Raw genomic sequence first — 23,595 nt, forward strand, 5'->3', positions numbered from 1 at the left:
CGTAGGGGGCCTGCCCGTACAGGTGCGCCGCCCGTCGGTMCGCCGCCACCGCCCGCGGTGCCGGCGTACATGACGCGGCCCGGTCCGCCGCCGCCCGGTTACGCGCCGGCGCCGGCCGGGCCCTCGCCCCTCGGGCTCTTCTTCGGACGGGTGATGCGCGGTGACTGGGCGAGTTCGCTGAAGGCGGCGGTCTGGCCGGCCGGGCTGATCGTGAGCCTCGCGGTGGCGCTCGCCCTCCCCACCTACGGGCAGGGCGACGACGTCGTCATCGGGTGGAGCGACCGGCTGCGGATCGCGCTCGCGATGCTGCTCCAGGCGTTCGGCGGCGGCTTCGAGCTGCGGGCCGTCACACCGGGCGGCATGAACGGCGGATACGGGAGCGATGGGCCGTACGGGGACTCGTACGGCGACTTCGGACCGGGCGGCCAGGAGCAGACGACGCTCTCCCTCGTCCCGCTCACCGTCACCGTCCTGTGGATCGGCGCGCTGATCCTCGGCGCCCGCGCCGCGCGCCGGCAGGGCGGCGGCCTGGACGCGGCGGTCCGTATCAGCGCCGTGTCCGCCGCGGCCGTCCTGGTCCTCGGCCTCTACGCCCAGCCCGAGGTCGACGGCGTCTCGATCAGTTCCTCGCCGTTCCTCGCGGCCCTCGGCGCCCTCGCCCTGGCCCTCGTGACCACCGGCGCCGTCCTGCAACGCGACGTCGCCGCCGCCTGGCTGGCCCAGCGGCCCGGGACGCTGGGCCTCGTACGCGCCGCCGGCACCGCCGTCCGCGCGCTCGGCGCCGTGCTGCTGCTCTGCTCCGTGATCGGGTTCGTCGTCTACGCCACCCAGGACGGCGTCAGCGGCGAGGCCCTGCTGATCGCCCTGCCCCTGCTGCCCAACATCGGGCTGATGGTGCTCTCGGTGTGCTGGGGCGGGTCCGTGGAGTACGACCTGCGGGGGCAGGCGGACATCCTCGGTGCCGGGTCCGAGCACGGATCGTTCGGCCTCGGCGAGCTGAGCGACGTGTGGAACGACGGGGCCGTGGCCGGAGCGCTCGCCGCCGGCCTCGTCTGCGCCCTCCTCGTGGGGCTGTTCGCCGGCCGCCGCTCCGCCGACCGGCGTGAACAGGTCACCGCCGGCGGGCTGTTCCTGGCCGGGTTCCTGGCGCTGACCGCCCTGGGCGGCCTGTCCGCCGAGTACACCGGCAACGTCGCCGAGCTGAGCGGCCGGGGCACCGCCGAGATCGCCCCGAGCGTCGCCGACGCGCTGCTCTTCGGGCTGCTGTGGGTGGGCGGCGCGGTCCTCGTCGCCCCGTACCTGGCGCGGATGACGGGACGCGGCGGCGGCACCCCGGGCGGCGGCGGCCCGGCGCACCTGTACGGGCAGGCCCCCTACGGGCAGACCCCGTACGGCCCGAACCCCGGCCCGTACGGCGTGGTGCCCGGCCAGTACACCCCGCCGCCCGGCACGGCCCCCGGCCCGGACGGCCCGAGCGGCCCGAAGCCCGGAGAGGGCCACTACCCGGGTCCGAACGGCCCCCGCGCCCACTGACCGCCGCACCGGACACACGGCGTCCCCCGCGACCGCGCCGCCGGGCCGTCCTCGTCCGGGGTGCCACCCTCGTCGCCGCCCTGCTCCTCGACGGCGGCGCCACCACCGGTGCCCCTGCCTGATGGACCGCCACGACGACGAACCGGGGCACCGCCGTCACAGCTCCAGCCGGAAGCACCGCACTTCCTGGCCCGGCAACGCGGTCGTGAACGTCTCGGCCGGTGCCATGCCCAGCCGGAGGGCCACCGCGGCCGACCGCTCGTTGAGCACGTCGACCGCCGCCACGATCCGCTCCACCCCGGCCGCGCGCAGCCGTTCCAGCGTGAGGCGCGCGGCAGCCGTCGCGTAACCCCGGCCCCAGGCGGACCGGGTCAGCCGCCAGCCGATCTCGGTCTCGCCCACCGGGCCGTACGCGGTCGGCGCCCACGGCTGGGCGCCGGTGAAGCCCACGACCTCGCCGTCCCCGTCGAGCACGGTCCACAGGCAGTAGCCGAGTTCGGCGTCGTGTCTGCGCTGGCGGGCGGTCCATTCCTCGTACGCCGACAGCTCGTCCGGCCGGCCGCCGAAGTACCGCATCACCTCGGGGTCGTCGAAGGCGCGGTGCCAGGCCACCGCGTCCTCGTCGGTCGGGACACGCAGCTGTACGACGGGAGGTGCGGTAGGCGCGATCGACATGAGGCAGCCCTTCGGAGGGTTGATCAGCAGGCCCCCATAGACTGCCTTGGACCTGTGCCGCGCGGCACGCGAATTCGAGTCTTCGGGAGAGCCGACCGTGACCGAGCCCCTGTCCGAACACAGCGCGGACGTCATCGTCGTCGGGGCGGGCCCAGCCGGCTCCACGACCGCCTACTACCTGGCCAAGGCCGGGCTCGACGTCCTGCTGCTGGAGAAGACCGCGTTCCCGCGCGAGAAGGTCTGCGGCGACGGCCTCACCCCGCGCGCCACCAAGCAGCTCGTCGCCATGGGCATCGACATCTCCGAAGAGGCGGGCTGGCTGCGCAACAAGGGCCTGCGCATCATCGGCGGCGGCGTCCGGCTCCAGCTGGACTGGCCGGATCTGGCCTCCTACCCGGACTACGGACTCGTCCGCAAGCGCGACGACTTCGACGAGCAGCTGGCCCGGCAGGCGCAGAAGGCCGGCGCTCGGCTGTACGAACGGTGCAACGTCGGCGCCCCGATCACCGACGAGCGCACCGGCCGGATCACCGGGGTGCACGCGAAGCTCGGCGAGGAGAAGACCCCGGTCACCTTCCACGCCCCGCTGGTCGTCGCCGCCGACGGCAACTCCACCCGGCTCTCCCTCGCGATGGGCCTGCACCGCCGCGAGGACCGCCCGATGGGCGTCGCGGTGCGTACGTACTTCACCTCGCCCCGGCACGACGACGACTACCTGGAGTCCTGGCTGGAGCTGTGGGACCGGCGAGGCCCGCAGGAGAAGCTGCTGCCGGGCTACGGCTGGATCTTCGGCATGGGCGACGGCACCTCCAACGTCGGCCTCGGCATCCTCAACTCCTCGTCCGCCTTCCGGGAGCTGGACTGGCGCGAGGTCCTGAAGGCGTGGTGCGCTTCCATGCCGGAGGACTGGGGCTACACCCCGGAGAACATGACGATCCCGATCCGCGGCGCCGCCCTGCCGATGGCCTTCAACCGCCAGCCGCACTACACCAAGGGCCTGCTGCTCGTCGGTGACGCGGGCGGCATGGTCAACCCGTTCAACGGCGAGGGCATCGCGTACGCCATGGAGTCGGGCCAGATCGCGGCCGACGTCATCGTCCAGGCGCACGCCCGCGCGACCCCCGCCCAGCGGGAGCTGGCGCTGAACAACTACCCGAAGGTGCTCAAGGAGACCTACGGCGGTTACTACACGATGGGCCGCGCCTTCGTGAAGCTGATCGGCAACCCGAAGGTCATGAAGGTCGCCACCCAGCGTGGTCTGACGCACCCGCTGCTGATGAAGTTCACGCTGAAGATGCTCGCCAACCTCACCGACCCGACGGGCGGCGACGCGATGGACCGCATCATCAACGGCCTGGCGAAGGTGGCGCCCAGCTCCTGACCTCCGTACGTCCGTTCACAAACGAAAGGAGCCGTCACTCCCGAGCGGGGGAGTGACGGCTCCTTCGTGTGCCTCACGTGCGGATCAGGCTTGTGAATCCGTGAACGCGGGACGGTCGCGTACTAGAGGACGCGGACCGCGCCCGTCGGCATGTCGTAGTCCAGCGGGCGCTGCACCACACCGGTGGAGGAGTTCTGCGCGCCGACGAACTGGCCGCCGCCCACGTAGATCCCGACGTGGTACGCGCTGCCCGCGCTGCCCCAGTACAGGATGTCGCCGGGCTGGAGGTTGCTCAGCGAGACCTGGGTGCCGGCGGTCGACTGGCTCTGCGAGACGCGCGGCAGGTCGACGTTGACCGAGCGGAACGCGGCCTGGACGAGCCCCGAGCAGTCCCACGAGTTGGGGCCGGTGCCGCCGGACACGTACGCGTCGCCGACCTGCGCCTGGGCGAACGCGACGACGGCGGCCGCGGAGCCGGTGGCGTTGGAGGAGTACGACGTCGTGGTGGCGGCCGTGGAGCCGGACGACGAGCTGCCGGTGGTCTTCTGGAGCGTGGTGCGCGCGGCGGCGCGGGAGGCGCGCTCGGCGGCCTCCGCCTTGGCCTTCGCGGCAGCCTCGGCCTTCTTCTTGGCCTCGGCCTTGCGGACGGCCTCGGCCTTGGCCTTCTTGGCGTCCTTGGCGGCGTCGGTGGCCGCCGCGTCCTCGTGCGCCTGCGTCTCCAGGTCCAGGGCGACCTGCTGCGTGGCCTCGGCGGAGGCCGCGACGGTGGTGGAGAGTCCCGCCGTGATGGTGGGCATCTCGATCGTCTGGGTCACCGGTTCGGCCTGGGCCGGACCGGCGGCACCCGCGACCGCGATGGTGCTGAGGACGCCACCGGCAACTCCGGCCCGCAGCGCCGTCTTCGAGGCGTTTCGGCGGGGCTTCCGGTGGCTGGGTATGTGAGCGGTGTGGGACATGGGTACTAGCGCTATCAGGGCGCGCGGGGTCCCATCAAGAAACGTGTGTTGCGACACAGTTACGTCCGGAATCTGTGAATCCGCTTTCTGGCGGCCTTTATTGACGCCGTAACGGGCAAAACGGGCACAGGTGATCACGGCTGTGATCACGGGTTTTCCGCAATACGTCCGAATTGCCCGTCGCTTACCATCCGTTCACACAGTTGGCCAAGCCCGCTTCTATAACGGCCAGGGGTGAGTGACGCAGGTCACAGCATGGTCTCGTCGTGACGGGCATACGAGCGTCCGGCGCGCGCGGCGGACGACGGGTGCCGAACTCGGGGCGGCGCGCGGCCGATTCGCGCCATAAGGGTCTTATTTCGGTTCGCGTCCACTTCGTTCCGTGTGAACCCCCGCGCGAGTGACCCCGTTCCCGCCGGTTCGATCCCGGAGTGGGGCGAATCCCTTTATCACCCCCTCGCGTCCATCTCCAATTTTGCGCGCAGCGCCGTGGCTTGATAGTGCGACACCCCTTTGACCAGCGGTAACGGCTGGAGATGTCACCTCTCGTGATCACTCGGCCGCTTCGTGTGCGAAGATCACCGCTCATCCGACTTCATGATCGTTCGTCAGGTGGTGGAGATCACAAAGACGTTGGTGTACCCCGTGTCGCAGATCACAGGACGGCGGGCATAGGATGCGGGGCAGTCGGGCTTGTGAACTGCCTCACATGTGCACGATCTTGGTGAGGCGGCGAGCCGGTTCGCCCGATGCGGTCCAACGGTCAAGGACGACTGGAAGGAGCGAGGAGCGTGAATGCCTACGCGCCCATCCTCGTGCTCGGCGCCCTCGGGGCAGGGTTTGCGATCTTCTCCGTGGTCATGGCCACGCTTATCGGCCCCAAGCGGTACAACCGGGCAAAGCTCGAAGCGTACGAGTGCGGTATCGAACCGACACCCACGCCGGCCGGAGGCGGCCGCTTTCCCATCAAGTACTACCTGACGGCGATGCTCTTCATCGTCTTCGACATCGAGATCGTCTTCCTCTATCCCTGGGCGGTCAGCTTCGACGCCCTGGGGATCTTCGGGCTCGTGGAGATGCTGCTCTTCGTGCTCACCGTCTTCGTCGCCTACGCGTATGTGTGGCGTCGCGGCGGTCTGGAATGGGACTGAGGGGCTGAGGGGCACACCATGGGACTCGAAGAGAAGCTGCCGAGCGGCTTCGTTCTGACCACCGTCGAGCAGGCGGCCGGCTGGGTGCGGAAGTCCTCCGTCTTCCCGGCGACCTTCGGCCTCGCCTGTTGCGCCATCGAGATGATGACCACCGGGGCGGGCCGTTACGACCTGGCCCGTTTCGGCATGGAGGTCTTCCGCGGTTCGCCGCGACAGGCGGACCTGATGATCGTGGCAGGGCGGGTGAGCCAGAAGATGGCACCCGTCCTGCGGCAGGTCTACGACCAGATGCCGAACCCCAAGTGGGTCATCTCCATGGGGGTTTGCGCGTCATCGGGCGGAATGTTCAACAATTACGCCATTGTTCAGGGTGTTGATCATATTGTCCCGGTTGATATTTATTTGCCGGGCTGCCCACCGCGGCCCGAGATGCTGATGGACGCGATCCTCAAGCTGCACCAGAAGATCCAGGGCTCCAAGCTCGGGGTCAACGCCGAGGAAGCCGCCCGCGAGGCGGAGGAAGCGGCCCTCAACGCACTGCCCCTCATCGAGATGAAGGGGCTCATGCGATGAGCGACGAGCACAACGGCTCCTCCGTCCCCGCCCCGCGCGACGAGCACGGCGAGGTCATCGGCGTACGCAGGGGCATGTTCGGCGCCGACAACGGCGGCGACACCTCCGGCTACGGCGGCCTCGTCCGCACCGTCGCCCTGCCCGGCGCCGCCTCCCGCCCCTACGGCGGCTGGTTCGACGAGGTGGCCGACGAGCTGGAGGGCGCCCTGGAGGAACAGGGCCTCGTCCCCGAGAACGCCATCGAGAAGACCGTCGTCGACCGGGACGAACTCACCTTCCACATCGCCCGCGAGCACCTGGCCACCGTCGCGAAGACCCTGCGCGACGACCCGGCCCTGCGCTTCGAGCTGTGCACCGGCGTCAGCGGCGTCCACTTCCCCGGCGACAAGGGCCGCGAGCTGCACGCCGTCTACCACCTGCGCTCGCTGACCCACGGCCGGCTGATCCGGCTGGAGGTCTCCACGCCGGACGACGACCGGCATCTGCCGTCCCTGGTCCCGGTCTACCCGACCAACGACTGGCACGAGCGCGAGGCGTACGACTTCTTCGGGCTCGTCTTCGACGGGCACCCCGCCCTCACCCGGATCATGATGCCGGACGACTGGCAGGGCTTCCCGCAGCGCAAGGACTACCCGCTCGGCGGCATCCCCGTCGAGTACAAGGGCGCCCAGATCCCGGCTCCGGACCAGCGGAGGTCGTACTCCTGATGACCACTCCCCACGCAACGCCCCGAGCCACGACCGAGGGGACTGTATATACAGTCACCGGCGGCGACTGGGACGAGATCGTCGAGAACGCCGCCGCGTCCGACGACGAGCGCATCATCGTCAACATGGGCCCGCAGCACCCGTCCACGCACGGCGTGCTCCGGCTCATCCTGGAGATCGACGGCGAGACCGTCACCGAGGCCCGCTGCGGCATCGGCTACCTCCACACCGGCATCGAGAAGAACCTCGAATTCCGCAGCTGGACGCAGGGCACCACCTTCGTCACGCGCATGGACTACCTGACGCCGTTCTTCAACGAGACGGCGTACTGCCTGGGCGTCGAGAAGCTTCTCGGCATCGAGGACCAGATCCCCGACCGGGCCACCGTCCTGCGCGTGCTCCTGATGGAGCTCAACCGGCTCTCCTCGCACCTGGTGTGCATCGCCACCGGCGGCATGGAGCTGGGCGCCACCACGATCATGATCTACGGCTTCCGCGACCGGGAGCTGGTGCTCGACCTCTTCGAGCTGATCACCGGGCTCCGCATGAACCACGCGTTCGTCCGCCCCGGCGGCCTCGCCCAGGACCTGCCCCCGGGCGCGGTCGACCAGCTGCGCGAGTTCGTGAAGACCATGAAGAAGAACCTGCCGGAGTACGACGCGCTCGCCACCGGCAACCCCATCTTCAAGGCCCGCATGCAGGACGTCGGCTACCTCGACCTCACCGGCTGCATGGCCCTCGGCGCCACCGGCCCGATCCTGCGCTCGGCGGGCCTCCCGCACGACCTGCGCAAGACCGACCCGTACTGCGGTTACGAGACCTACGACTTCGAGGTCCCGACCGCCGACAGCTGCGACGCGTACGGGCGCTTCCTCATCCGCCTGGAGGAGATGCGCCAGTCGCTGCGGATCATCGAGCAGTGCATCGACCGGCTCGAACCCGGGCCGGTCATGGTCGCCGACAAGAAGATCGCCTGGCCCGCGCAGCTCGCGCTGGGCCCGGACGGCCTCGGCAACTCGCTGGACCACATCAAGAAGATCATGGGCACCTCCATGGAGGCCCTGATCCACCACTTCAAGCTGGTGACCGAGGGCTTCCGGGTCCCCGTCGGGCAGGCGTACACCGCCGTCGAGTCCCCCAAGGGCGAACTCGGCGTGCACGTCGTCTCGGACGGCGGAACCCGCCCCTACCGGGTCCACTTCCGCGACCCGTCCTTCACCAACCTCCAGGCCATGGCGGCGATGTGCGAGGGCGGCCAGGTCGCCGACGTCATCGTCGCCGTCGCATCCATCGACCCCGTGATGGGAGGCGTCGACCGGTGACCGAAGCACGTCAGGAAGTCAGTCTGGGGATGCCGCAGCTCCCCGCCCCCGCCTACCCGGCCGAGGTGCGCGCCAGGCTCGAAGCGGATGCGAAGGAGGTGATCGCCCGCTACCCCGACAGCCGCTCCGCGCTGCTGCCGCTGCTGCACCTGGTGCAGTCGGAGGAGGGCTACGTCTCCCGTACGGGCATGGCCTTCTGCGCCGAGGTGCTCGGCCTCACCACCGCCGAGGTCACCGCGGTCGCGACCTTCTACACGATGTACCGGCGCAGGCCGAGCGGCGACTACCAGGTCGGCGTCTGCACCAACACGCTCTGCGCGGTGATGGGCGGCGACGCCATCTTCGACCGGCTGAAGGAGCACCTCGGCGTCGGCAACGACGAGACGACCGAGGACGGCAAGGTGACGCTCGAACACATCGAGTGCAACGCCGCCTGCGACTTCGCGCCCGTCGTGATGGTCAACTGGGAGTTCTTCGACAACCAGACGCCGGAGAGCGCGACGCAGCTGGTCGACGACCTCATCGCCGGCCGCACCGTCGAACCCACCCGCGGCGCGCCCCTGTGCACGTACAAGGAGACCGCCCGCATCCTGGCCGGCTTCCCCGACGAGCGCCCCGGCGCCGTCGCGGCCACCGGCGGCGCGGGCCACGCCTCGCTCATCGGCCTCAAGCTCGCCAAGGGCGAGGCCGCACCGCAGGCCCGGGTGGTGAGCCCGCGCGGCGAGGCGCCCAGCGACCAGCCGCAGAAGGGCGCCGAGCACCTCAGCTCCCACGACGCGCCGCAGCAGACCTCGGCATCCGACCCGGACCACCCGGCCGGACCCGCGGCCGAGGAGGGGGAGTGATGACGTTGGCCACCGAGCTCGATCACAACGGGACCAGCCCCGAGAAACTGCTCGCGCCCGTCCTGTCCGCCTTCTGGGACCAGCCGGACTCCTGGACCCTGGACACCTACCGCCGTCACGAGGGCTACGAGGGACTGCGCAAGGCCCTCGCCATGACCCCGGACGACCTCATCGCGTACGTCAAGGACTCCGGTCTGCGCGGACGCGGCGGCGCCGGCTTCCCCACCGGGATGAAGTGGCAGTTCATCCCGCAGGGCGACGGCAAGCCGCACTACCTCGTGGTCAACGCCGACGAGTCGGAGCCGGGCACCTGCAAGGACATCCCGCTCCTCTTCGCCAACCCGCACAGCCTCATCGAGGGCATCGTGATCGCCTGTTACGCGATCCGCTCCTCGCACGCCTTCATCTACCTGCGCGGCGAGGTCGTCCCCGTACTGCGACGGCTGCACGAAGCCGTACGGGAGGCGTACGAGGCGGGCTACCTCGGCACCAACATCATGGGCTCCGGGCTCGACCTCGAACTCACCGTGCACGCCGGCGCCGGCGCGTACATCTGTGGTGAGGAGACCGCGCTGCTGGACTCCCTCGAAGGCCGGCGCGGCCAGCCCCGGCTGCGGCCCCCCTTCCCCGCGGTCGCCGGTCTGTACGCCTGCCCCACCGTGGTGAACAACGTCGAGTCCATCGCCTCGGTTCCCGCGATCCTGAACAAGGGCAAGGACTGGTTCAAGTCGATGGGCAGCGAGAAGTCCCCGGGCTTCACGCTCTACTCGCTCAGCGGCCATGTCGCGGGCCCCGGCCAGTACGAGGCCCCGCTCGGCATCACGCTGCGCCAGCTGCTCGACATGAGCGGCGGGATGCGCCCCGGCCACCGCCTCAAGTTCTGGACGCCGGGCGGCTCCTCGACCCCGATGTTCACCGACGAGCACCTGGACGTGCCCCTCGACTACGAGGGCGTCGGCGCGGCCGGGTCCATGCTCGGCACCAAGGCGCTCCAGTGCTTCGACGAGACGACCTGCGTGGTGCGGGCCGTCACCCGCTGGACCGAGTTCTACGCCCACGAGTCCTGCGGCAAGTGCACTCCCTGCCGCGAGGGCACGTACTGGCTCGTCCAACTGCTGCGCGACATCGAGGCGGGCAAGGGACAGATGTCCGACCTGGACAAGCTGAACGACATCGCCGACAACATCAACGGCAAGTCGTTCTGCGCCCTCGGCGACGGCGCCGCCTCGCCGATCTTCTCCTCGCTCAAGTACTTCCGCGAGGAGTACGAGCAGCACATCACCGGCAAGGGCTGCCCCTTCGATCCCGCCAAATCGACCCTCTGGGCCGACGACAAGAACGCTCACCAGGGGGTGAACGCATGACAGTCACCACGAGTGCGCCCTCCGGGGGCGGCGAAGCGGCGATCCCGCCGGAGGACCTCGTCACGCTGACCATCGACGGCATCGAGATCAGCGTGCCCAAGGGCACCCTCGTCATCCGCGCCGCCGAACTCCTCGGCATCGAGATCCCGCGCTTCTGCGACCACCCCCTCCTCGACCCGGCCGGCGCCTGCCGCCAGTGCATCGTCGAGGTCGAGGGCCAGCGCAAGCCGATGGCGTCCTGCACCATCACCTGCACCGACGGCATGGTCGTCAAGTCGCAGATCACCTCGCCGGTTGCCGACAAGGCGCAGCGCGGTGTGATGGAGCTGCTGCTCATCAACCACCCGCTGGACTGCCCGGTGTGCGACAAGGGCGGCGAGTGCCCGCTGCAGAACCAGGCGATGTCGCACGGCGACGCGGACTCCCGCTTCGACGGGAAGAAGCGCACGTACGAGAAGCCCGTGCCGATCTCCACCCAGGTGCTGCTGGACCGTGAGCGGTGCGTGCTCTGCGCGCGCTGCACCCGGTTCTCCAACCAGGTGGCCGGCGACCCGATGATCGAGCTGATCGAGCGCGGCGCGCTCCAGCAGGTCGGCACCGGCGAGGGCGACCCGTTCCAGTCGTACTTCTCCGGCAACACCATCCAGATCTGCCCGGTCGGGGCGCTGACCTCGGCGGCGTACCGATTCCGCTCCCGCCCCTTCGACCTGGTGTCGACGCCCTCGGTGTGCGAGCACTGCGCCGGCGGCTGCGCCACCCGCACCGACCACCGGCGCGGCAAGGTCATGCGCCGCCTGGCGGCCAACGAGCCCGAGGTCAACGAGGAGTGGCTCTGCGACAAGGGCCGCTTCGGCTTCCGCTACGCCCAGCAGCGCGACCGGCTCACGACCCCGCTGGTGCGGGGCGGGTCCGGCGAGCTGGAGCCGGCGAGCTGGCCGGAGGCGCTGGCGGCGGCGGCCGAGGGGCTGTTCGCGGCGCGCGGCCGCACCGGTGTCCTCACCGGCGGCCGGCTGACCGTCGAGGACGCGTACGCGTACAGCAAGTTCGCCCGGGTCGCCCTGCACACCAACGACATCGACTTCCGGGCCCGGGTCCACAGCGACGAGGAGGCCGACTTCCTGGCCTCGCGCGTCGCGGGGCGCGGCAAGGACCTGGACGGGTCCGGTGTCACGTACACCTCGCTGGAGAAGGCGCCGGCCGTGCTGCTGGTCGGGTTCGAGTCGGAGGAGGAGGCCCCCGGCGTCTTCCTGCGGCTGCGCAAGGCCCACCGCAAGCACGGCCAGCGCACCTTCTCCGTCGCCTCGCACGCCACCCGGGGCCTGGAGAAGGCGGGCGGCGCGCTGCTTCCCGCCGCGCCCGGCACCGAAACCGAGTGGCTGGACGCCATCGCGGGCGGTGTCGGCCTGGAGGGCGAAGGCGCCGCCGCGGCCCAGGCGCTGCGCGGTGAGGGCGCGCTGATCGTGGTCGGCGAGCGGCTGGCCGGGGTGCCCGGCGGGCTGACCGCCGCGGTCCGGACCGCGACCGCGACCGGGGCCCGGCTGGTGTGGATCCCGCGCCGGGCGGGCGAACGCGGTGCGGTGGAGGCGGGCGCGCTCCCGTCGCTGCTGCCCGGCGGCCGCCCGGCCACCGACCCCCGCGCCCGGGACGAGGTCGCCGCCGCCTGGGGCGTCGCCGAACTCCCGTCCCGCTTCGGCCGCGACACCGGCCAGATCATCGAGGCCGCGGCCACCGGTGAGCTGGGCGCGCTGGTCGTCGCCGGCGTCGGGACCGAGGACCTGCCGGACCCGGCGCGGGCCCTGGAGGCCCTGGACCGGGTCGGCTTCCTGGTCTCCTTCGAGCTCCGCCCGAGCGAGGTCACCGACCGCGCCGACGTGGTGTTCCCGGTGGCCGCGGTCGCCGAGAAGTCCGGGACCTTCCTCAACTGGGAGGGCCGGGCGCGGATGTTCGAGGCCGCGCTGAAGCCCGACCAGATGACGCGCAACCTCGCCCCGGGCGACGCGCGGGTGCTGCACATGCTGGCCGACGCGATGGACGTGCACTTCGCGCTGCCGGACCTGAAGGCCGCCCGCCGCGAGCTGGACCGGCTCGGCGGGTGGCAGGGCGGGTACGCGGACGATCCGCGTGTCTCCGCGCAGCCGCTGCCCCGGCCCGGCGACGGCGAGGCGATCCTCGCGGGTCACCGGATGCTGCTCGACCTGGGCCGCCTCCAGGAGGGCGACACCGCGCTCGCCGGGACCCGGCACGAGGCGGTGGCCCGGCTGTCCGCCGCCACGGCCGCGGAGACCGGGGTCAAGGACGGCGACCTGCTCGCGGTGTCCGGCCCGGCGGGCAGCGTCGAACTCCCGCTCCGGGTCACCGACATGCCGGACCGCGTGGTCTGGGTGCCGCTGAACTCCACCGGGCGGGGTGTGCCGGCGACGACCGGGGCCCGCCCCGGTGGACCGGTCCGGATCGGCCCCGCCGCTGCCGGTACTCCCGACGTCACACCGGAGGTGCGGGCGTGACCGCCTTCGCTCAACTGGCCGCTCCACCGCACAGCGCGGTGCTCGCCGCCGAGGACCTGTCGATGTTCGGCAACGACCCCTGGTGGCTCGTCGTCATCAAGGCGGTCTTCTGCTTCGCGTTCCTGATGGTGACCGTGCTCTTCTCCATCGTGTGGGAGCGCAAGGTCGTCGCCTGGATGCAGCTGCGCATCGGCCCCAACCGGCACGGCCCCTGGGGCATGCTCCAGTCGCTCGCCGACGGCATCAAGCTGATGCTGAAGGAAGACGTCATCGTCAAGCGGGCGGACAAGGTCGTCTACGTCCTCGCCCCGATCGTCGCCGCGATCCCCGCGTTCATGGCCATCGCGGTGATCCCCTTCGGGCCGTCGGACAACGAGGTCTCGATCTTCGGGCACCGTACGGCGATGCAGCTCACCGACCTGCCGATCGCGATGCTGTACATCCTCGCGGTCGCCTCGGTCGGGATCTACGGCATCGTGCTGGCCGGCTGGTCGTCCGGGTCGACGTACCCGCTGCTCGGCGGGCTCCGCTCGTGCGCGCAGATGATCTCGTACGAGATCGCGATGGGCGCCGCGTTCGCCTCCGTCTTCCTCTACTCCGGGTCGATGTCGACCTCGAAGATCGTGGAGGCGCAGCACGACCGCTGGTTCATCATCCTGCTGCCGGTCTCGTTCATCATCTACATCGTCACGATGGTCGGTGAGACCAACCGCGCCCCGTTCGACATGCCGGAGTCCGAGGGCGACCTGGTCGGCGGCTTCAACACCGAGTACTCGTCGATCAAGTTCGCGATGTTCATGCTCGCCGAGTACGTCAACATGGTGACCGTCTCCGCCGTCTCCACGACCCTGTTCCTGGGCGGCTGGCGGGCCCCGTGGCCGATCAGCACCTTCTGGGAGGGCGCCAACCACGGCTGGTGGCCGCTGCTCTGGTTCGTCGTCAAGGTCCAGCTGCTGCTGTTCTTCTTCATCTGGCTGCGCGGCACGCTGCCCCGCGTCCGCTACGACCAGCTGATGAAGCTCGGCTGGAAGGTCCTGATCCCGGTCTCCGTCGTCTGGCTGATGCTGGTCGCGACCGTGCGGGCGCTGCGCAACGAGGGCTACGACTTCTCGAAGATCCTGCTCTACGTGGCGGGTGCCGTGATCGCGGTGCTGCTGATCTCCTTCGTCGCCGACATCTTCCGCGACAAGAAGGACAAGGCCGCCGCCGAGCAGGCCGGTCCCGAGCCCGCGTTCGACCCGATGGCGGGCGGATTCCCGGTGCCGCCGCTGCCCGGACAGACCCTGCCGCCCGTGCCGCGGCGCAGGCCGCGCCGCGAGCGGGAGCTCGTTGTCAGTGGTGGCGCGGATACTCAGAGTGACGGAAGTCCGAGTGACGGAAAGGAGGCCGACGGTGTCTGAACTGCCTGACTCGCCGGGATCCAAGAGGCCGGCGAAGTCCACCGGGCCGACGGGGTCGACGGCGTCCTCGCAGTCCTCGTCCTCGGAGGACAAGTTCCTGAATCCGGTGGCCGGCTTCGGCGTGACCTTCAAGGCCATGTTCAAGAAGCGGCTCACCGAGCAGTATCCGGAGACGCCGAAGGTGACGGCGCCCCGCTTCCACGGCCGCCACCAGCTCAACCGCCATCCGGACGGGCTGGAGAAGTGCGTCGGCTGCGAGCTGTGCGCCTGGGCCTGTCCCGCCGACGCGATCTACGTGGAGGGCGCGGACAACACCGAGGAGGAGCGGTATTCCCCGGGGGAGCGCTACGGCCGCGTCTACCAGATCAACTACGCGCGCTGCATCCTCTGCGGACTGTGCATCGAGGCGTGCCCCACCCGGGCGCTCACGATGACCAACGAGTTCGAGCTCGCCAACACCACCCGCGAGAGCCTCATCTACACCAAGGACGAGCTGCTCGCGGGCCTGGAGGAAGGCATGGTCGACAGCCCGCACGCGATCTTCCCCGGCATGGACGAACAGGACTACTACCGGGGCCTGGTCACCGAGGCCGCCCCCGGTACGGAGCGCCAGCTCGCCGTCTCCAAGGGCGAGAAGCCGTCGTCCGACGAGGCCAACGGGAACAACGGCGCCACGCAGGAGGTGGACGCATGACCGGCCTGGCCGCAGCGGCCTCGCAGACCTCGACCGGCGAGGCCTTCCAGTTCTGGGTGCTCGGCACGGTCGCCGTGGTCGGCGCCCTGTCCACCGTGCTGATGAAGAAGGCCGTGCACAGCGCACTGAGCCTCGCCGGGACGATGATCATCCTGGCGGTGTTCTACCTCGCCAACGGGGCGTACTTCCTCGGCGTCGTGCAGATCGTTGTCTACACCGGCGCGATCATGATGCTGTTCCTCTTCGTGGTCATGCTCGTCGGCGTCACGGCCGCGGACTCGCTGAAGGAGACCATCAAGGGCCAGCGCTGGCTGGCCGCCGGATGCGGCATCGGCTTCGGCATCCTGCTGATCGCCGGTATCGGCAACGCCTCGCTGAAGAGCTTCAACGGCCTCGGCACCGCCAACACCGCGCACGGCGGGAACGTGGAGGGGCTCGCCAGCCTCATCTTCACGAAGTACGTCTTCGCCTTCGAGATCACCGGCGCCCTGCTGATCACCGCGACCGTCGGCGCGATGGTGCTCACGCACCGCGAGCGCACCGAACGGGCCAAGACCCAGCGGGAGATGTCCGAGGACCGCGTGCGGAGCAACCACCTCCCGCCGCTGCCCGCCCCCGGCGTCTACGCCCGGCACAACGCGGTGGACATCGCGGGCCTGCTCCCCGACGGCACCCCGTCCGAGCTGACCGTCATGCGGACGCTGCGCAAGCGCGGCCAGATGCGCGACGTGTCCCAGGAATCACTGGCCGGCCTCAAGGCACTGGAGCAGCGCTCCGGTGAGCGGCTCGGCCGGGACACCGAAGAAGAGGAGGTCGCCAAGTGAACCCGGTCAACTACCTCTATCTCGCCGCCCTGCTGTTCACCATCGGCGCGGCGGGGGTGCTGATCCGGCGGAACGCGATCGTGGTGTTCATGTGCGTGGAGCTGATGCTCAACGCCTGCAACCTCGCGTTCGTCACCTTCTCCCGTATGCACGGCAATCTCGACGGCCAGATCATCGCCTTCTTCACGATGGTCGTCGCCGCCGCGGAGGTCGTGGTCGGGCTCGCGATCATCGTGTCGCTGTTCCGTTCCCGCCACTCGGCCTCGGTCGACGACGCCGGCCTGATGAAGCTGTAAGGGGCGCTTGACTGTGGACAACCTGATTGCGCTGCTCGTCGCGGCGCCCCTGCTCGGAGCGGCGGTGCTGCTCTGCGGCGGCCGGCGCCTCGACCGCGCCGGGCACTGGCTCGGCACCGTGCTCGCCGCCGCTTCGTTCGTCGTGGCCGTGGTGCTCTTCACCGACATGCTCGGGAAGGGCGCCGAGGACCGGGCGCTGCACCAGAAGCTGTTCAGCTGGATCCCGGTCGAGGGCTTCCAGGCCGATGTGGCCTTCCAGCTCGACCAGCTGTCGATGACGTTCGTCCTCCTGATCACCGGTGTGGGCACGCTGATCCACATCTACTCGATCGGCTACATGGAGCACGACGAGCGCCGGCGCCGCTTCTTCGGCTATCTGAACCTGTTCCTCGCGGCGATGCTGATCCTGGTCATCGCCGACAACTACCTGCTGCTGTACGTCGGGTGGGAGGGCGTCGGTCTGGCGTCGTACCTGCTCATCGGCTTCTGGCAGCACAAGCCCAGCGCGGCGACCGCCGCGAAGAAGGCGTTCCTGGTCAACCGCGTCGGCGACATGGGCCTGTCGATCGCGATCATGCTGATGTTCACCACCTTCGGCACGTTCGCGTACGGCCCCGTCCTGGAGGCGACCGGCGAGACGAGCGAGGGCAAGCTGACGGCGATCGGCCTGATGCTGCTGCTCGCCGCCTGCGGCAAGTCCGCCCAGGTGCCGCTGCAGTCCTGGCTCGGCGACGCGATGGAGGGCCCGACCCCGGTCTCCGCCCTCATCCACGCGGCGACCATGGTGACCGCGGGTGTCTATCTGATCGTCCGCTCCGGCGCGATCTTCAACGCCGCCCCGGACGCCCAGCTGGTCGTCGTGGTCGTCGGTGCGGTCACGCTGATCTTCGGTGCGATCGTCGGTTGCGCGAAGGACGACATCAAGAAGGCCCTCGCCGGTTCCACGATGTCGCAGATCGGCTACATGATCCTGGCCGCCGGGCTCGGCCCCATCGGCTACGTCTTCGCGATCATGCACCTGGTGACGCACGGCTTCTTCAAGGCCGGGCTCTTCCTCGGCGCCGGTTCGGTCATGCACGGCATGAACGACGAGGTGGACATGCGGAAGTTCGGCGGCCTGCGGAAGTACATGCCGGTCACCTTCGTCACCTTCGGCCTCGGCTACCTCGCGATCATCGGCTTCCCGGGCCTGTCCGGCTTCTTCTCCAAGGACAAGATCATCGAGGCGGCCTTCGCCAAGGGCGGCACCGAGGGCTGGATCCTCGGCGCGGTCACCCTGCTGGGCGCCGCGATCACCGCGTTCTACATGACGCGCGTGATGATCATGACCTTCTTCGGCGAGAAGCGCTGGCAGCCGGACGCGGAGGGCCACGAGCCGCACCCGCACGAGTCCCCGAAGTCCATGACGATCCCGATGATCGTGCTGGCCTTCGGCTCGGTCTTCGCGGGCGGGTTCTTCTCCATCGGGGACCGCTTCCTGCACTGGCTGGAGCCCGTCACCGGCCACGACCACGGCGACGCCCCGATCGGCGCGTCCACCGTCACCGCGGCGACCATGGTGGTCCTCGTCATCGGTGTCGCCATCGCCTGGGTGATGTACGGCCGCAAGCCGGTGCCGGTGGCCGCCCCGCGCGGCTCGCTGCTCACCCGGGCCGCGCGCCGCGACCTCCTCCAGGACGACTTCAACCACGTGGTCCTGGTCCGCGGCGGCGAGCACCTCACCCGCTCCCTGGTCTACGTCGACCACACCCTGGTCGACGGCGTCGTCAACGGCACGGCCGCCACCATGGGCGGGCTCTCCGGCCGGCTGCGCAAACTGCAGAACGGCTACGCCCGCTCCTACGCGGTCTCGATGTTCGGCGGTACGGCGGTTGTCATCGCCGCGACCCTGCTGATGAGGGCGGTCTGATCACATGTCCTTTCCCCTCCTGACAGCGACGGCGGCGCTCCCGGCGATCGGCGCGGTGGCCACGGCCGCCGTCCCGGCCGCCCGGCGCACCGCCGCCAAATGGCTGGCGCTGGCCTTCTCGCTGGGCACGCTCGTCCTGGCGGGCATCGCGCTCGCCCGCTTCGAGCCCGGCGGCGACCGCTTCCAGCTCACCGAATCGCACGCCTGGATCGCGGACTTCGGCGTCCGGTACGAACTGGGCGTGGACGGCATCGGCCTGGCGCTCATGGCGCTCACCGCCCTGCTGATCCCCTTCGTCATCCTGGCCGGCTGGCACGACGCCGACCCCCTGGAGACGAACTCCTCGCGCTGGCGCCCCACCCAGGGCTTCTTCGCCCTGATCCTGATGGTCGAAGCGATGGTGATCCTCTCCTTCGAGGCCACCGACGTCTTCCTCTTCTACATCCTGTTCGAAGCCATGCTCATCCCGATGTACTTCCTCATCGGCGGCTTCGGGGACCGGGCGCACTCCGGCAGCGACGAGAACGCGGCGGCGCAACGCTCGTACGCCGCGGTCAAGTTCCTCCTCTACAACCTGGTCGGCGGCCTCATCATGCTGGCCGCGGTGATCGGCCTGTACGTGGTGGCGGGCTCGTTCTCGCTCTCCGAGATCGCCGAGGCCCGCGCCAACGGCTCGCTCTCCATGGCGACCAGCACCGAGCGGTGGCTGTTCCTCGGGTTCTTCTTCGCCTTCGCGGTGAAGGCCCCGCTGTGGCCGCTGCACACCTGGCTGCCCAACGCGATGGGTGAGGCGACCTCCCCGGTCGCCGTGCTGATCACCGCCGTGGTCGACAAGGTCGGCACGTTCGCGATGCTCCGCTTCTGCCTCCAGCTCTTCCCGGAGGCCAGCAAGTGGGCGACGCCGGTGATCCTGGTCCTGGCGCTGATCAGCATCGTGTACGGTGCGCTGCTCGCGGTCGGCCAGCGCGACATCAAGCGGCTGATCGCCTACGCCTCCATCTCGCACTTCGGCTTCATCATCCTGGGCATCTTCGCGATGACCAGCCAGGGCCAGTCGGGCGCGACGCTGTACATGGTCAACCACGGCATCTCGACGGCCGCGCTGATGCTGGTCGCGGGCTTCCTGATCACCCGGCGCGGCTCGCGCCTCATCTCCGACTACGGCGGGGTGCAGAAGGTGGCCCCGGTGCTCGCCGGGACCTTCCTGATCGGCGGCCTGGCCACGCTGTCGCTGCCGGGGCTCGCCCCGTTCGTCAGCGAGTTCCTGGTCCTGGTCGGCGCGTTCGCCGCGTACCCGGCGGTCGGCATCATCGCCACCACCGGCATCGTGCTCGCCGCGATCTACGTCCTGGTCCTCTACCAGCGCACCATGACCGGCCCGGTCAAGGCCGAGGTGCAGGGCATGGCGGACCTCAAGGTCCGTGAGCTCGTGGTGGTCGTCCCGCTGATCGCGCTGCTGCTCTTCCTGGGTGTCTACCCGAAGCCGCTGACGGAGATCGTCAACCCGGCGGTGCAGCACACCATGTCGGACGTACAGAAGAAGGACCCCCAGCCCGAGGTGGAGGCCGCCAAGTGAGCGCAACAGCTGTCCACAGCCTGTGGACGACGGCGAGCGGGGTGACATCTGCCGCCCCGGACGAGAAGTTCAAGGCCCCGGTCATCGAGTACACCCAGCTGACCCCGGTCCTGATCGTGATCGGTGTCGCCGTCCTCGGTGTGCTCGTCGAGGCCTTCGTGCCGCGCCGGGCCCGCTACTACACGCAGGTCTTCCTGACCGTCGTCGCCCTGGTCGCCGCGTTCGCCGCGGTGGTCGGCCTGGCGGCCGGCGGATACGGGACGACCAAGGCGCACATCGCCGCGATGGGGGCCATCGCGGTCGACGGACCGGCCCTGTTCCTCCAGGGCGTCATCCTGCTGACGTCCCTGGTCGCGGTCTTCACGTTCGCCGAGCGGCGGCTCGACCCCGAGTCGCACGGCAACCGTGTGGACTCCTTCGCGGCGCAGGCCGCGTCGGTGCCCGGCAGCGACAGCGAGAAGGCCGCGGTCCGGGCCGGGTTCACCACCACCGAGGTCTTCCCGCTCGTCCTCTTCTCGGTGGCGGGCATGCTGGTCTTCCCGGCGGCCAACGACCTGCTGACGCTGTTCGTGGCCCTGGAGGTCTTCTCCCTCCCGCTGTACCTCCTGTGCGCCGTCGCCCGCCGCAAGCGGCTGATGTCGCAGGAGTCGGCCGTGAAGTACTTCCTGCTCGGCGCGTTCTCCTCGGCGTTCCTGCTGTTCGGGATCGCCCTCCTCTACGGGTACGCGGGCTCCGTCTCGTACGCGCAGATCGCGACCGTGGTCGACGGCTCGATCCAGAAGATCGACCCGGCGCTCGCGGACACCATGGGCAACGACGCGCTGCTGCTCATCGGCGGCGCGATGATCCTGACCGGCCTGCTCTTCAAGGTCGGCGCCGTCCCGTTCCACATGTGGACCCCGGACGTCTACCAGGGCGCCCCGACCCCGGTCACCGGCTTCATGGCCGCGGCCACCAAGGTCGCCGCGTTCGGCGCGCTGCTGCGCCTGCTGTACGTGGTGCTGCCGGGGCTCACCTGGGACCTGCGGCCGGTCATGTGGGGCATCGCCATCGTCACGATGGTGGGCGGAGCGGTCGTCGCGATCACCCAGACCGACATCAAGCGGCTGCTGGCCTACTCCTCGATCGCGCACGCCGGGTTCATCCTGGCCGGTGTGATCGCGGCCACCCCCGACGGCATCTCGTCCGTCCTCTTCTACCTCGCCACGTACTCCTTCGTGACGGTCGGCGCGTTCGCCGTCGTCACGCTGGTGCGCGACGCGGGCGGCGAGGCGACGCACCTGTCGAAGTGGGCCGGGCTCGGCCGGCGCTCCCCGCTGGTCGCGGCGGTCTTCGCGGTGTTCCTGCTGGCCTTCGCCGGTATCCCGCTGACCTCGGGCTTCTCCGGCAAGTTCGCGGTGTTCAAGGCGGCGGCGGACGGCGGTGCGGGCGGCCTGGTGGTGGTCGGTGTGATCTCCTCGGCCATCGCGGCGTTCTTCTACATCCGGGTCATCGTCCTGATGTTCTTCAGCGAGCCGAAGGCGGACGGTCCCACGGTCGCCGTCCCGTCCCCGCTGACGATGACCACGATCGCGGTCGGCGTGGCCGTGACCGTGGTGCTGGGCCTCGCCCCGCAGTACTTCCTGGACCTGGCGAGCCAGGCGGGGACGTTCGTGAGGTAGCCGGAAACGGCTGTACGGCAACGCCGGACGGGCTTGGCATTCCCTCGGGAAGTCAAGCCCGTCCGGCGTTGTCACAGGCGGCGCCTATCGTGGCAGGGGAGAGCGCTGGGACGCAGCGGGACCGGTATCGGGGGACAGAGCGATGAGCGGGACGGGCGTGACGGGCATGACCACGGATGTGACCACGGGCGGTGCCGCCGGTGCGACCGAGAGCGAGGCGCGGCGGACCCTGCACCGCGTCTTCGGTTACGAGGCGTTCCGCGGCGAGCAGGAGGCGATCGTCGACCACGTGGTGGCCGGCGGGGACGCCGTCGTGCTCATGCCCACCGGTGGCGGCAAGTCCCTCTGCTACCAGATCCCGGCCCTGGTCCGGCGGGGCACCGGCATCGTGATCTCCCCGCTGATCGCCCTCATGCAGGACCAGGTCGACGCGCTGCGGGCACTCGGCGTGCGGGCCGGCTTCATCAACTCCACGCAGGACTTCGACGAGCGGCGCTCCATGGAGGCCCAGTTCGTGGCGGGCGAGCTGGACCTGCTCTACCTCGCCCCGGAGCGGCTGCGGCTCGACTCCACGCTCGCGCTGCTGTCCCGGGGTGAGGTCTCCGTCTTCGCCATCGACGAGGCGCACTGCGTCGCCCAGTGGGGCCACGACTTCCGGCCCGACTACCTGACCCTCTCGGTGCTCGGCGAGCGCTGGCCGGACGTGCCGCGCATCGCCCTGACGGCCACGGCGACCGACGCCACGCACCGCGAGATCACCCAGCGCCTCGGCATGCCCGACGCCAAGCACTTCGTGGCCAGCTTCGACCGGCCCAACATCCAGTACCGGATCGTCGGCAAGGCCGACCCGAAGAAGCAGCTGCTCACCTTCCTCAAGGAGGAGCACGCCGGGGACGCGGGCATCGTCTACTGCCTGTCCCGCGCCTCCACGGAGAAGACCGCCGAATACCTCTGCCGCAACGGCATCGAGGCCGTCCCGTACCACGCGGGTCTGGACGCGGGGACCCGCGCGGCCCACCAGTCCCGGTTCCTGCGCGAGGAGGGCCTGGTCGTCGTCGCGACGATCGCCTTCGGCATGGGCATCGACAAGCCGGACGTCCGCTTCGTCGCCCACCTGGACCTGCCGAAGTCCGTCGAGGGCTACTACCAGGAGACCGGCCGGGCCGGCCGCGACGGCGCCCCGTCGACGGCGTGGATGGCGTACGGCCTCCAGGACGTCGTCCAGCAGCGCAAGCTCATCCAGGGCGGCGAGGGCGACGAGGCGTTCCGCCGCCGGGCCGCGTCCCACCTGGACTCGATGCTGGCCCTGTGCGAGACCGCCCAGTGCCGCCGCGCCCAGCTCCTGACGTACTTCGGTCAGGAGCCGACCGCGACCTCCTGCGGCAACTGCGACACGTGCCTCACCCCGCCCGAGACCTGGGACGGCACGGTGGTCGCGCAGAAGCTGCTGTCCACGGTGGTCCGGCTGAAGCGGGAGCGGAACCAGAAGTTCGGCGCCGGCCAGATCATCGACATCCTGCTCGGCCGGCGCACGGCCAAGGTCATCCAGTTCGACCACGACCAGCTCTCGGTGTTCGGCATCGGCGATGAGCTGGCCGAGGCGGAGTGGCGCGGCGTCGTGCGCCAGCTCCTCGCCCAGGGCCTGATCGCCGTCGAGGGCGAGTACGGCACGCTGGTCCTGACCGACGCGAGTGCCACGGTCCTCGGCCGCGAGCGCGAGGTCCAGCTCCGCAAGGAGCCCAAGAAGCCGACGGCCTCCCGCTCGTCCTCGTCCGGCCGCGGCGAACGCAAGCCCAAGGCGGTCGCCGCCGACCTCCCCGAGACGGCCGTCCCGGTCTTCGAGGCCCTGCGCGCCTGGCGCGCCGCCCAGGCCAAGGAGCTGGGCCTCCCGGCCTACGTGATCTTCCACGACGCGACCCTGCGCGAGATCGCCACGATCCGCCCGTCGACCCTCGGCGAGCTGGGCGGCATCAGCGGCCTGGGCGAGAAGAAGCTGGCGACGTACGGGGAGGGGGTGCTGGAGGTCTTGTCCGGCCTCGCCCCGGACGAGGCCCCGGCGGCCACGGAAACCCCGGCAGCCCGCACCCCGGCGTGCTCCTCCTTGAGGAAGGTGAGCAGCTGCTTCTTCGGGTCGGCCTTGCCGACGATCCGGTACTGGATGTTGGGCCGGTCGAAGCTGGCCACGAAGTGCTTGGTGTCGGGCATGCCGAGGCGCTGGGTGATC

19 protein-coding genes are annotated in these 23,595 nt (G+C 70.2%); 17 read left to right on the forward strand and 2 right to left on the reverse strand.

The features are described from left to right. The first annotated feature begins 69 nt into the window (after window positions 1-69). The gene (locus EAO73_RS35860) at window positions 70-1,533 is read left to right on the forward strand and encodes a hypothetical protein (protein WP_191133951.1); all 1,464 of its coding nucleotides are present in this window, start codon (window positions 70-72) and stop codon (window positions 1,531-1,533) included. A 156-nt stretch (window positions 1,534-1,689) separates the two neighbouring features. On the opposite strand, the gene EAO73_RS05710 is transcribed toward EAO73_RS35860, so the two are convergent. Then, window positions 1,690-2,208 (reverse strand): GNAT family N-acetyltransferase, encoded by a 519-nt coding sequence (locus EAO73_RS05710; protein ID WP_147970374.1) that lies wholly within the window; start codon window positions 2,206-2,208, stop codon window positions 1,690-1,692. Window positions 2,209-2,305: 97 nt separating this feature from the next. Here EAO73_RS05710 and EAO73_RS05715 point away from each other — a divergent pair, with 97 nt between their 5' ends. Then, on the forward strand, window positions 2,306-3,589 hold the full coding sequence (locus tag EAO73_RS05715) for a geranylgeranyl reductase family protein (protein WP_147970375.1): 1,284 nt from the start codon (window positions 2,306-2,308) through the stop codon (window positions 3,587-3,589). A gap of 122 nt (window positions 3,590-3,711) precedes the next feature. Here the strand turns inward: EAO73_RS05715 and EAO73_RS05720 are convergent, their stop codons facing one another. Next, complete coding sequence (locus EAO73_RS05720) at window positions 3,712-4,545, reverse strand: C40 family peptidase (RefSeq protein ID WP_147970376.1); 834 nt, start codon at window positions 4,543-4,545, stop codon at window positions 3,712-3,714. Window positions 4,546-5,336: 791 nt separating this feature from the next. On the opposite strand from EAO73_RS05720, the gene EAO73_RS05725 reads away from it, so the two are divergent. The 15 genes from EAO73_RS05725 to recQ form a co-directional block, all read left to right on the forward strand. After that, a complete protein-coding gene (locus EAO73_RS05725; protein ID WP_003967084.1) occupies window positions 5,337-5,696 on the forward strand; it encodes an NADH-quinone oxidoreductase subunit A in 360 nt (119 codons plus the stop codon). 18 nt (window positions 5,697-5,714) lie between these two features. After that, entirely contained in the window at window positions 5,715-6,269 is a 555-nt protein-coding gene (locus EAO73_RS05730; protein ID WP_018101348.1) for a NuoB/complex I 20 kDa subunit family protein, read from the forward strand. Further along, complete coding sequence (locus EAO73_RS05735) at window positions 6,266-6,976, forward strand: NADH-quinone oxidoreductase subunit C (RefSeq protein WP_147970377.1); 711 nt, start codon at window positions 6,266-6,268, stop codon at window positions 6,974-6,976. The genes EAO73_RS05730 and EAO73_RS05735 overlap by 4 nt, the downstream gene beginning before the upstream one ends. Then, the gene (locus EAO73_RS05740) at window positions 6,976-8,298 is read left to right on the forward strand and encodes an NADH-quinone oxidoreductase subunit D (protein ID WP_093707296.1); all 1,323 of its coding nucleotides are present in this window, start codon (window positions 6,976-6,978) and stop codon (window positions 8,296-8,298) included. The genes EAO73_RS05735 and EAO73_RS05740 overlap by 1 nt, the downstream gene beginning before the upstream one ends. 29 nt (window positions 8,299-8,327) lie before the next feature. Next, entirely contained in the window at window positions 8,328-9,143 is an 816-nt protein-coding gene (gene nuoE / locus EAO73_RS05745; protein WP_147971409.1) for an NADH-quinone oxidoreductase subunit NuoE, read from the forward strand. Next, a complete protein-coding gene (nuoF, locus tag EAO73_RS05750; protein ID WP_147970378.1) occupies window positions 9,143-10,507 on the forward strand; it encodes an NADH-quinone oxidoreductase subunit NuoF in 1,365 nt (454 codons plus the stop codon). Before nuoE ends, nuoF begins: the two co-directional genes overlap by 1 nt. Next, on the forward strand, window positions 10,504-13,011 hold the full coding sequence (locus tag EAO73_RS05755) for an NADH-quinone oxidoreductase subunit G (protein WP_147970379.1): 2,508 nt from the start codon (window positions 10,504-10,506) through the stop codon (window positions 13,009-13,011). The genes nuoF and EAO73_RS05755 overlap by 4 nt, the downstream gene beginning before the upstream one ends. After that, window positions 13,008-14,411: an NADH-quinone oxidoreductase subunit NuoH gene (gene nuoH, locus EAO73_RS05760; protein ID WP_147970380.1), complete on the forward strand. Its 1,404-nt coding sequence runs from the start codon at window positions 13,008-13,010 to the stop codon at window positions 14,409-14,411. The genes EAO73_RS05755 and nuoH overlap by 4 nt, the downstream gene beginning before the upstream one ends. Further along, on the forward strand, window positions 14,404-15,105 hold the full coding sequence (gene nuoI / locus EAO73_RS05765; protein WP_147970381.1) for an NADH-quinone oxidoreductase subunit NuoI: 702 nt from the start codon (window positions 14,404-14,406) through the stop codon (window positions 15,103-15,105). The genes nuoH and nuoI overlap by 8 nt, the downstream gene beginning before the upstream one ends. Then, window positions 15,102-15,929 (forward strand): NADH-quinone oxidoreductase subunit J, encoded by an 828-nt coding sequence (locus EAO73_RS05770; RefSeq protein ID WP_147970382.1) that lies wholly within the window; start codon window positions 15,102-15,104, stop codon window positions 15,927-15,929. Before nuoI ends, EAO73_RS05770 begins: the two co-directional genes overlap by 4 nt. Further along, window positions 15,926-16,225: an NADH-quinone oxidoreductase subunit NuoK gene (nuoK, locus tag EAO73_RS05775; protein ID WP_147970383.1), complete on the forward strand. Its 300-nt coding sequence runs from the start codon at window positions 15,926-15,928 to the stop codon at window positions 16,223-16,225. Before EAO73_RS05770 ends, nuoK begins: the two co-directional genes overlap by 4 nt. Before the next feature lie 13 nt (window positions 16,226-16,238). Next, complete coding sequence (gene nuoL / locus EAO73_RS05780) at window positions 16,239-18,134, forward strand: NADH-quinone oxidoreductase subunit L (protein ID WP_147970384.1); 1,896 nt, start codon at window positions 16,239-16,241, stop codon at window positions 18,132-18,134. A gap of 4 nt (window positions 18,135-18,138) precedes the next feature. Next, entirely contained in the window at window positions 18,139-19,710 is a 1,572-nt protein-coding gene (locus EAO73_RS05785; RefSeq protein ID WP_147970385.1) for an NADH-quinone oxidoreductase subunit M, read from the forward strand. Beyond that, window positions 19,707-21,371 (forward strand): NADH-quinone oxidoreductase subunit NuoN, encoded by a 1,665-nt coding sequence (nuoN, locus tag EAO73_RS05790; protein ID WP_147970386.1) that lies wholly within the window; start codon window positions 19,707-19,709, stop codon window positions 21,369-21,371. Before EAO73_RS05785 ends, nuoN begins: the two co-directional genes overlap by 4 nt. Before the next feature lie 166 nt (window positions 21,372-21,537). Continuing rightward, the coding region (gene recQ, locus EAO73_RS05795) for a DNA helicase RecQ (RefSeq protein WP_224756242.1) at window positions 21,538-23,595 on the forward strand (2,058 nt) is incomplete at its 3' end.

The sequence above is a fragment of the Streptomyces sp. col6 genome, assembly GCF_008042035.1.
Taxonomy (GTDB): Bacteria; Actinomycetota; Actinomycetes; order Streptomycetales; family Streptomycetaceae; genus Streptomyces.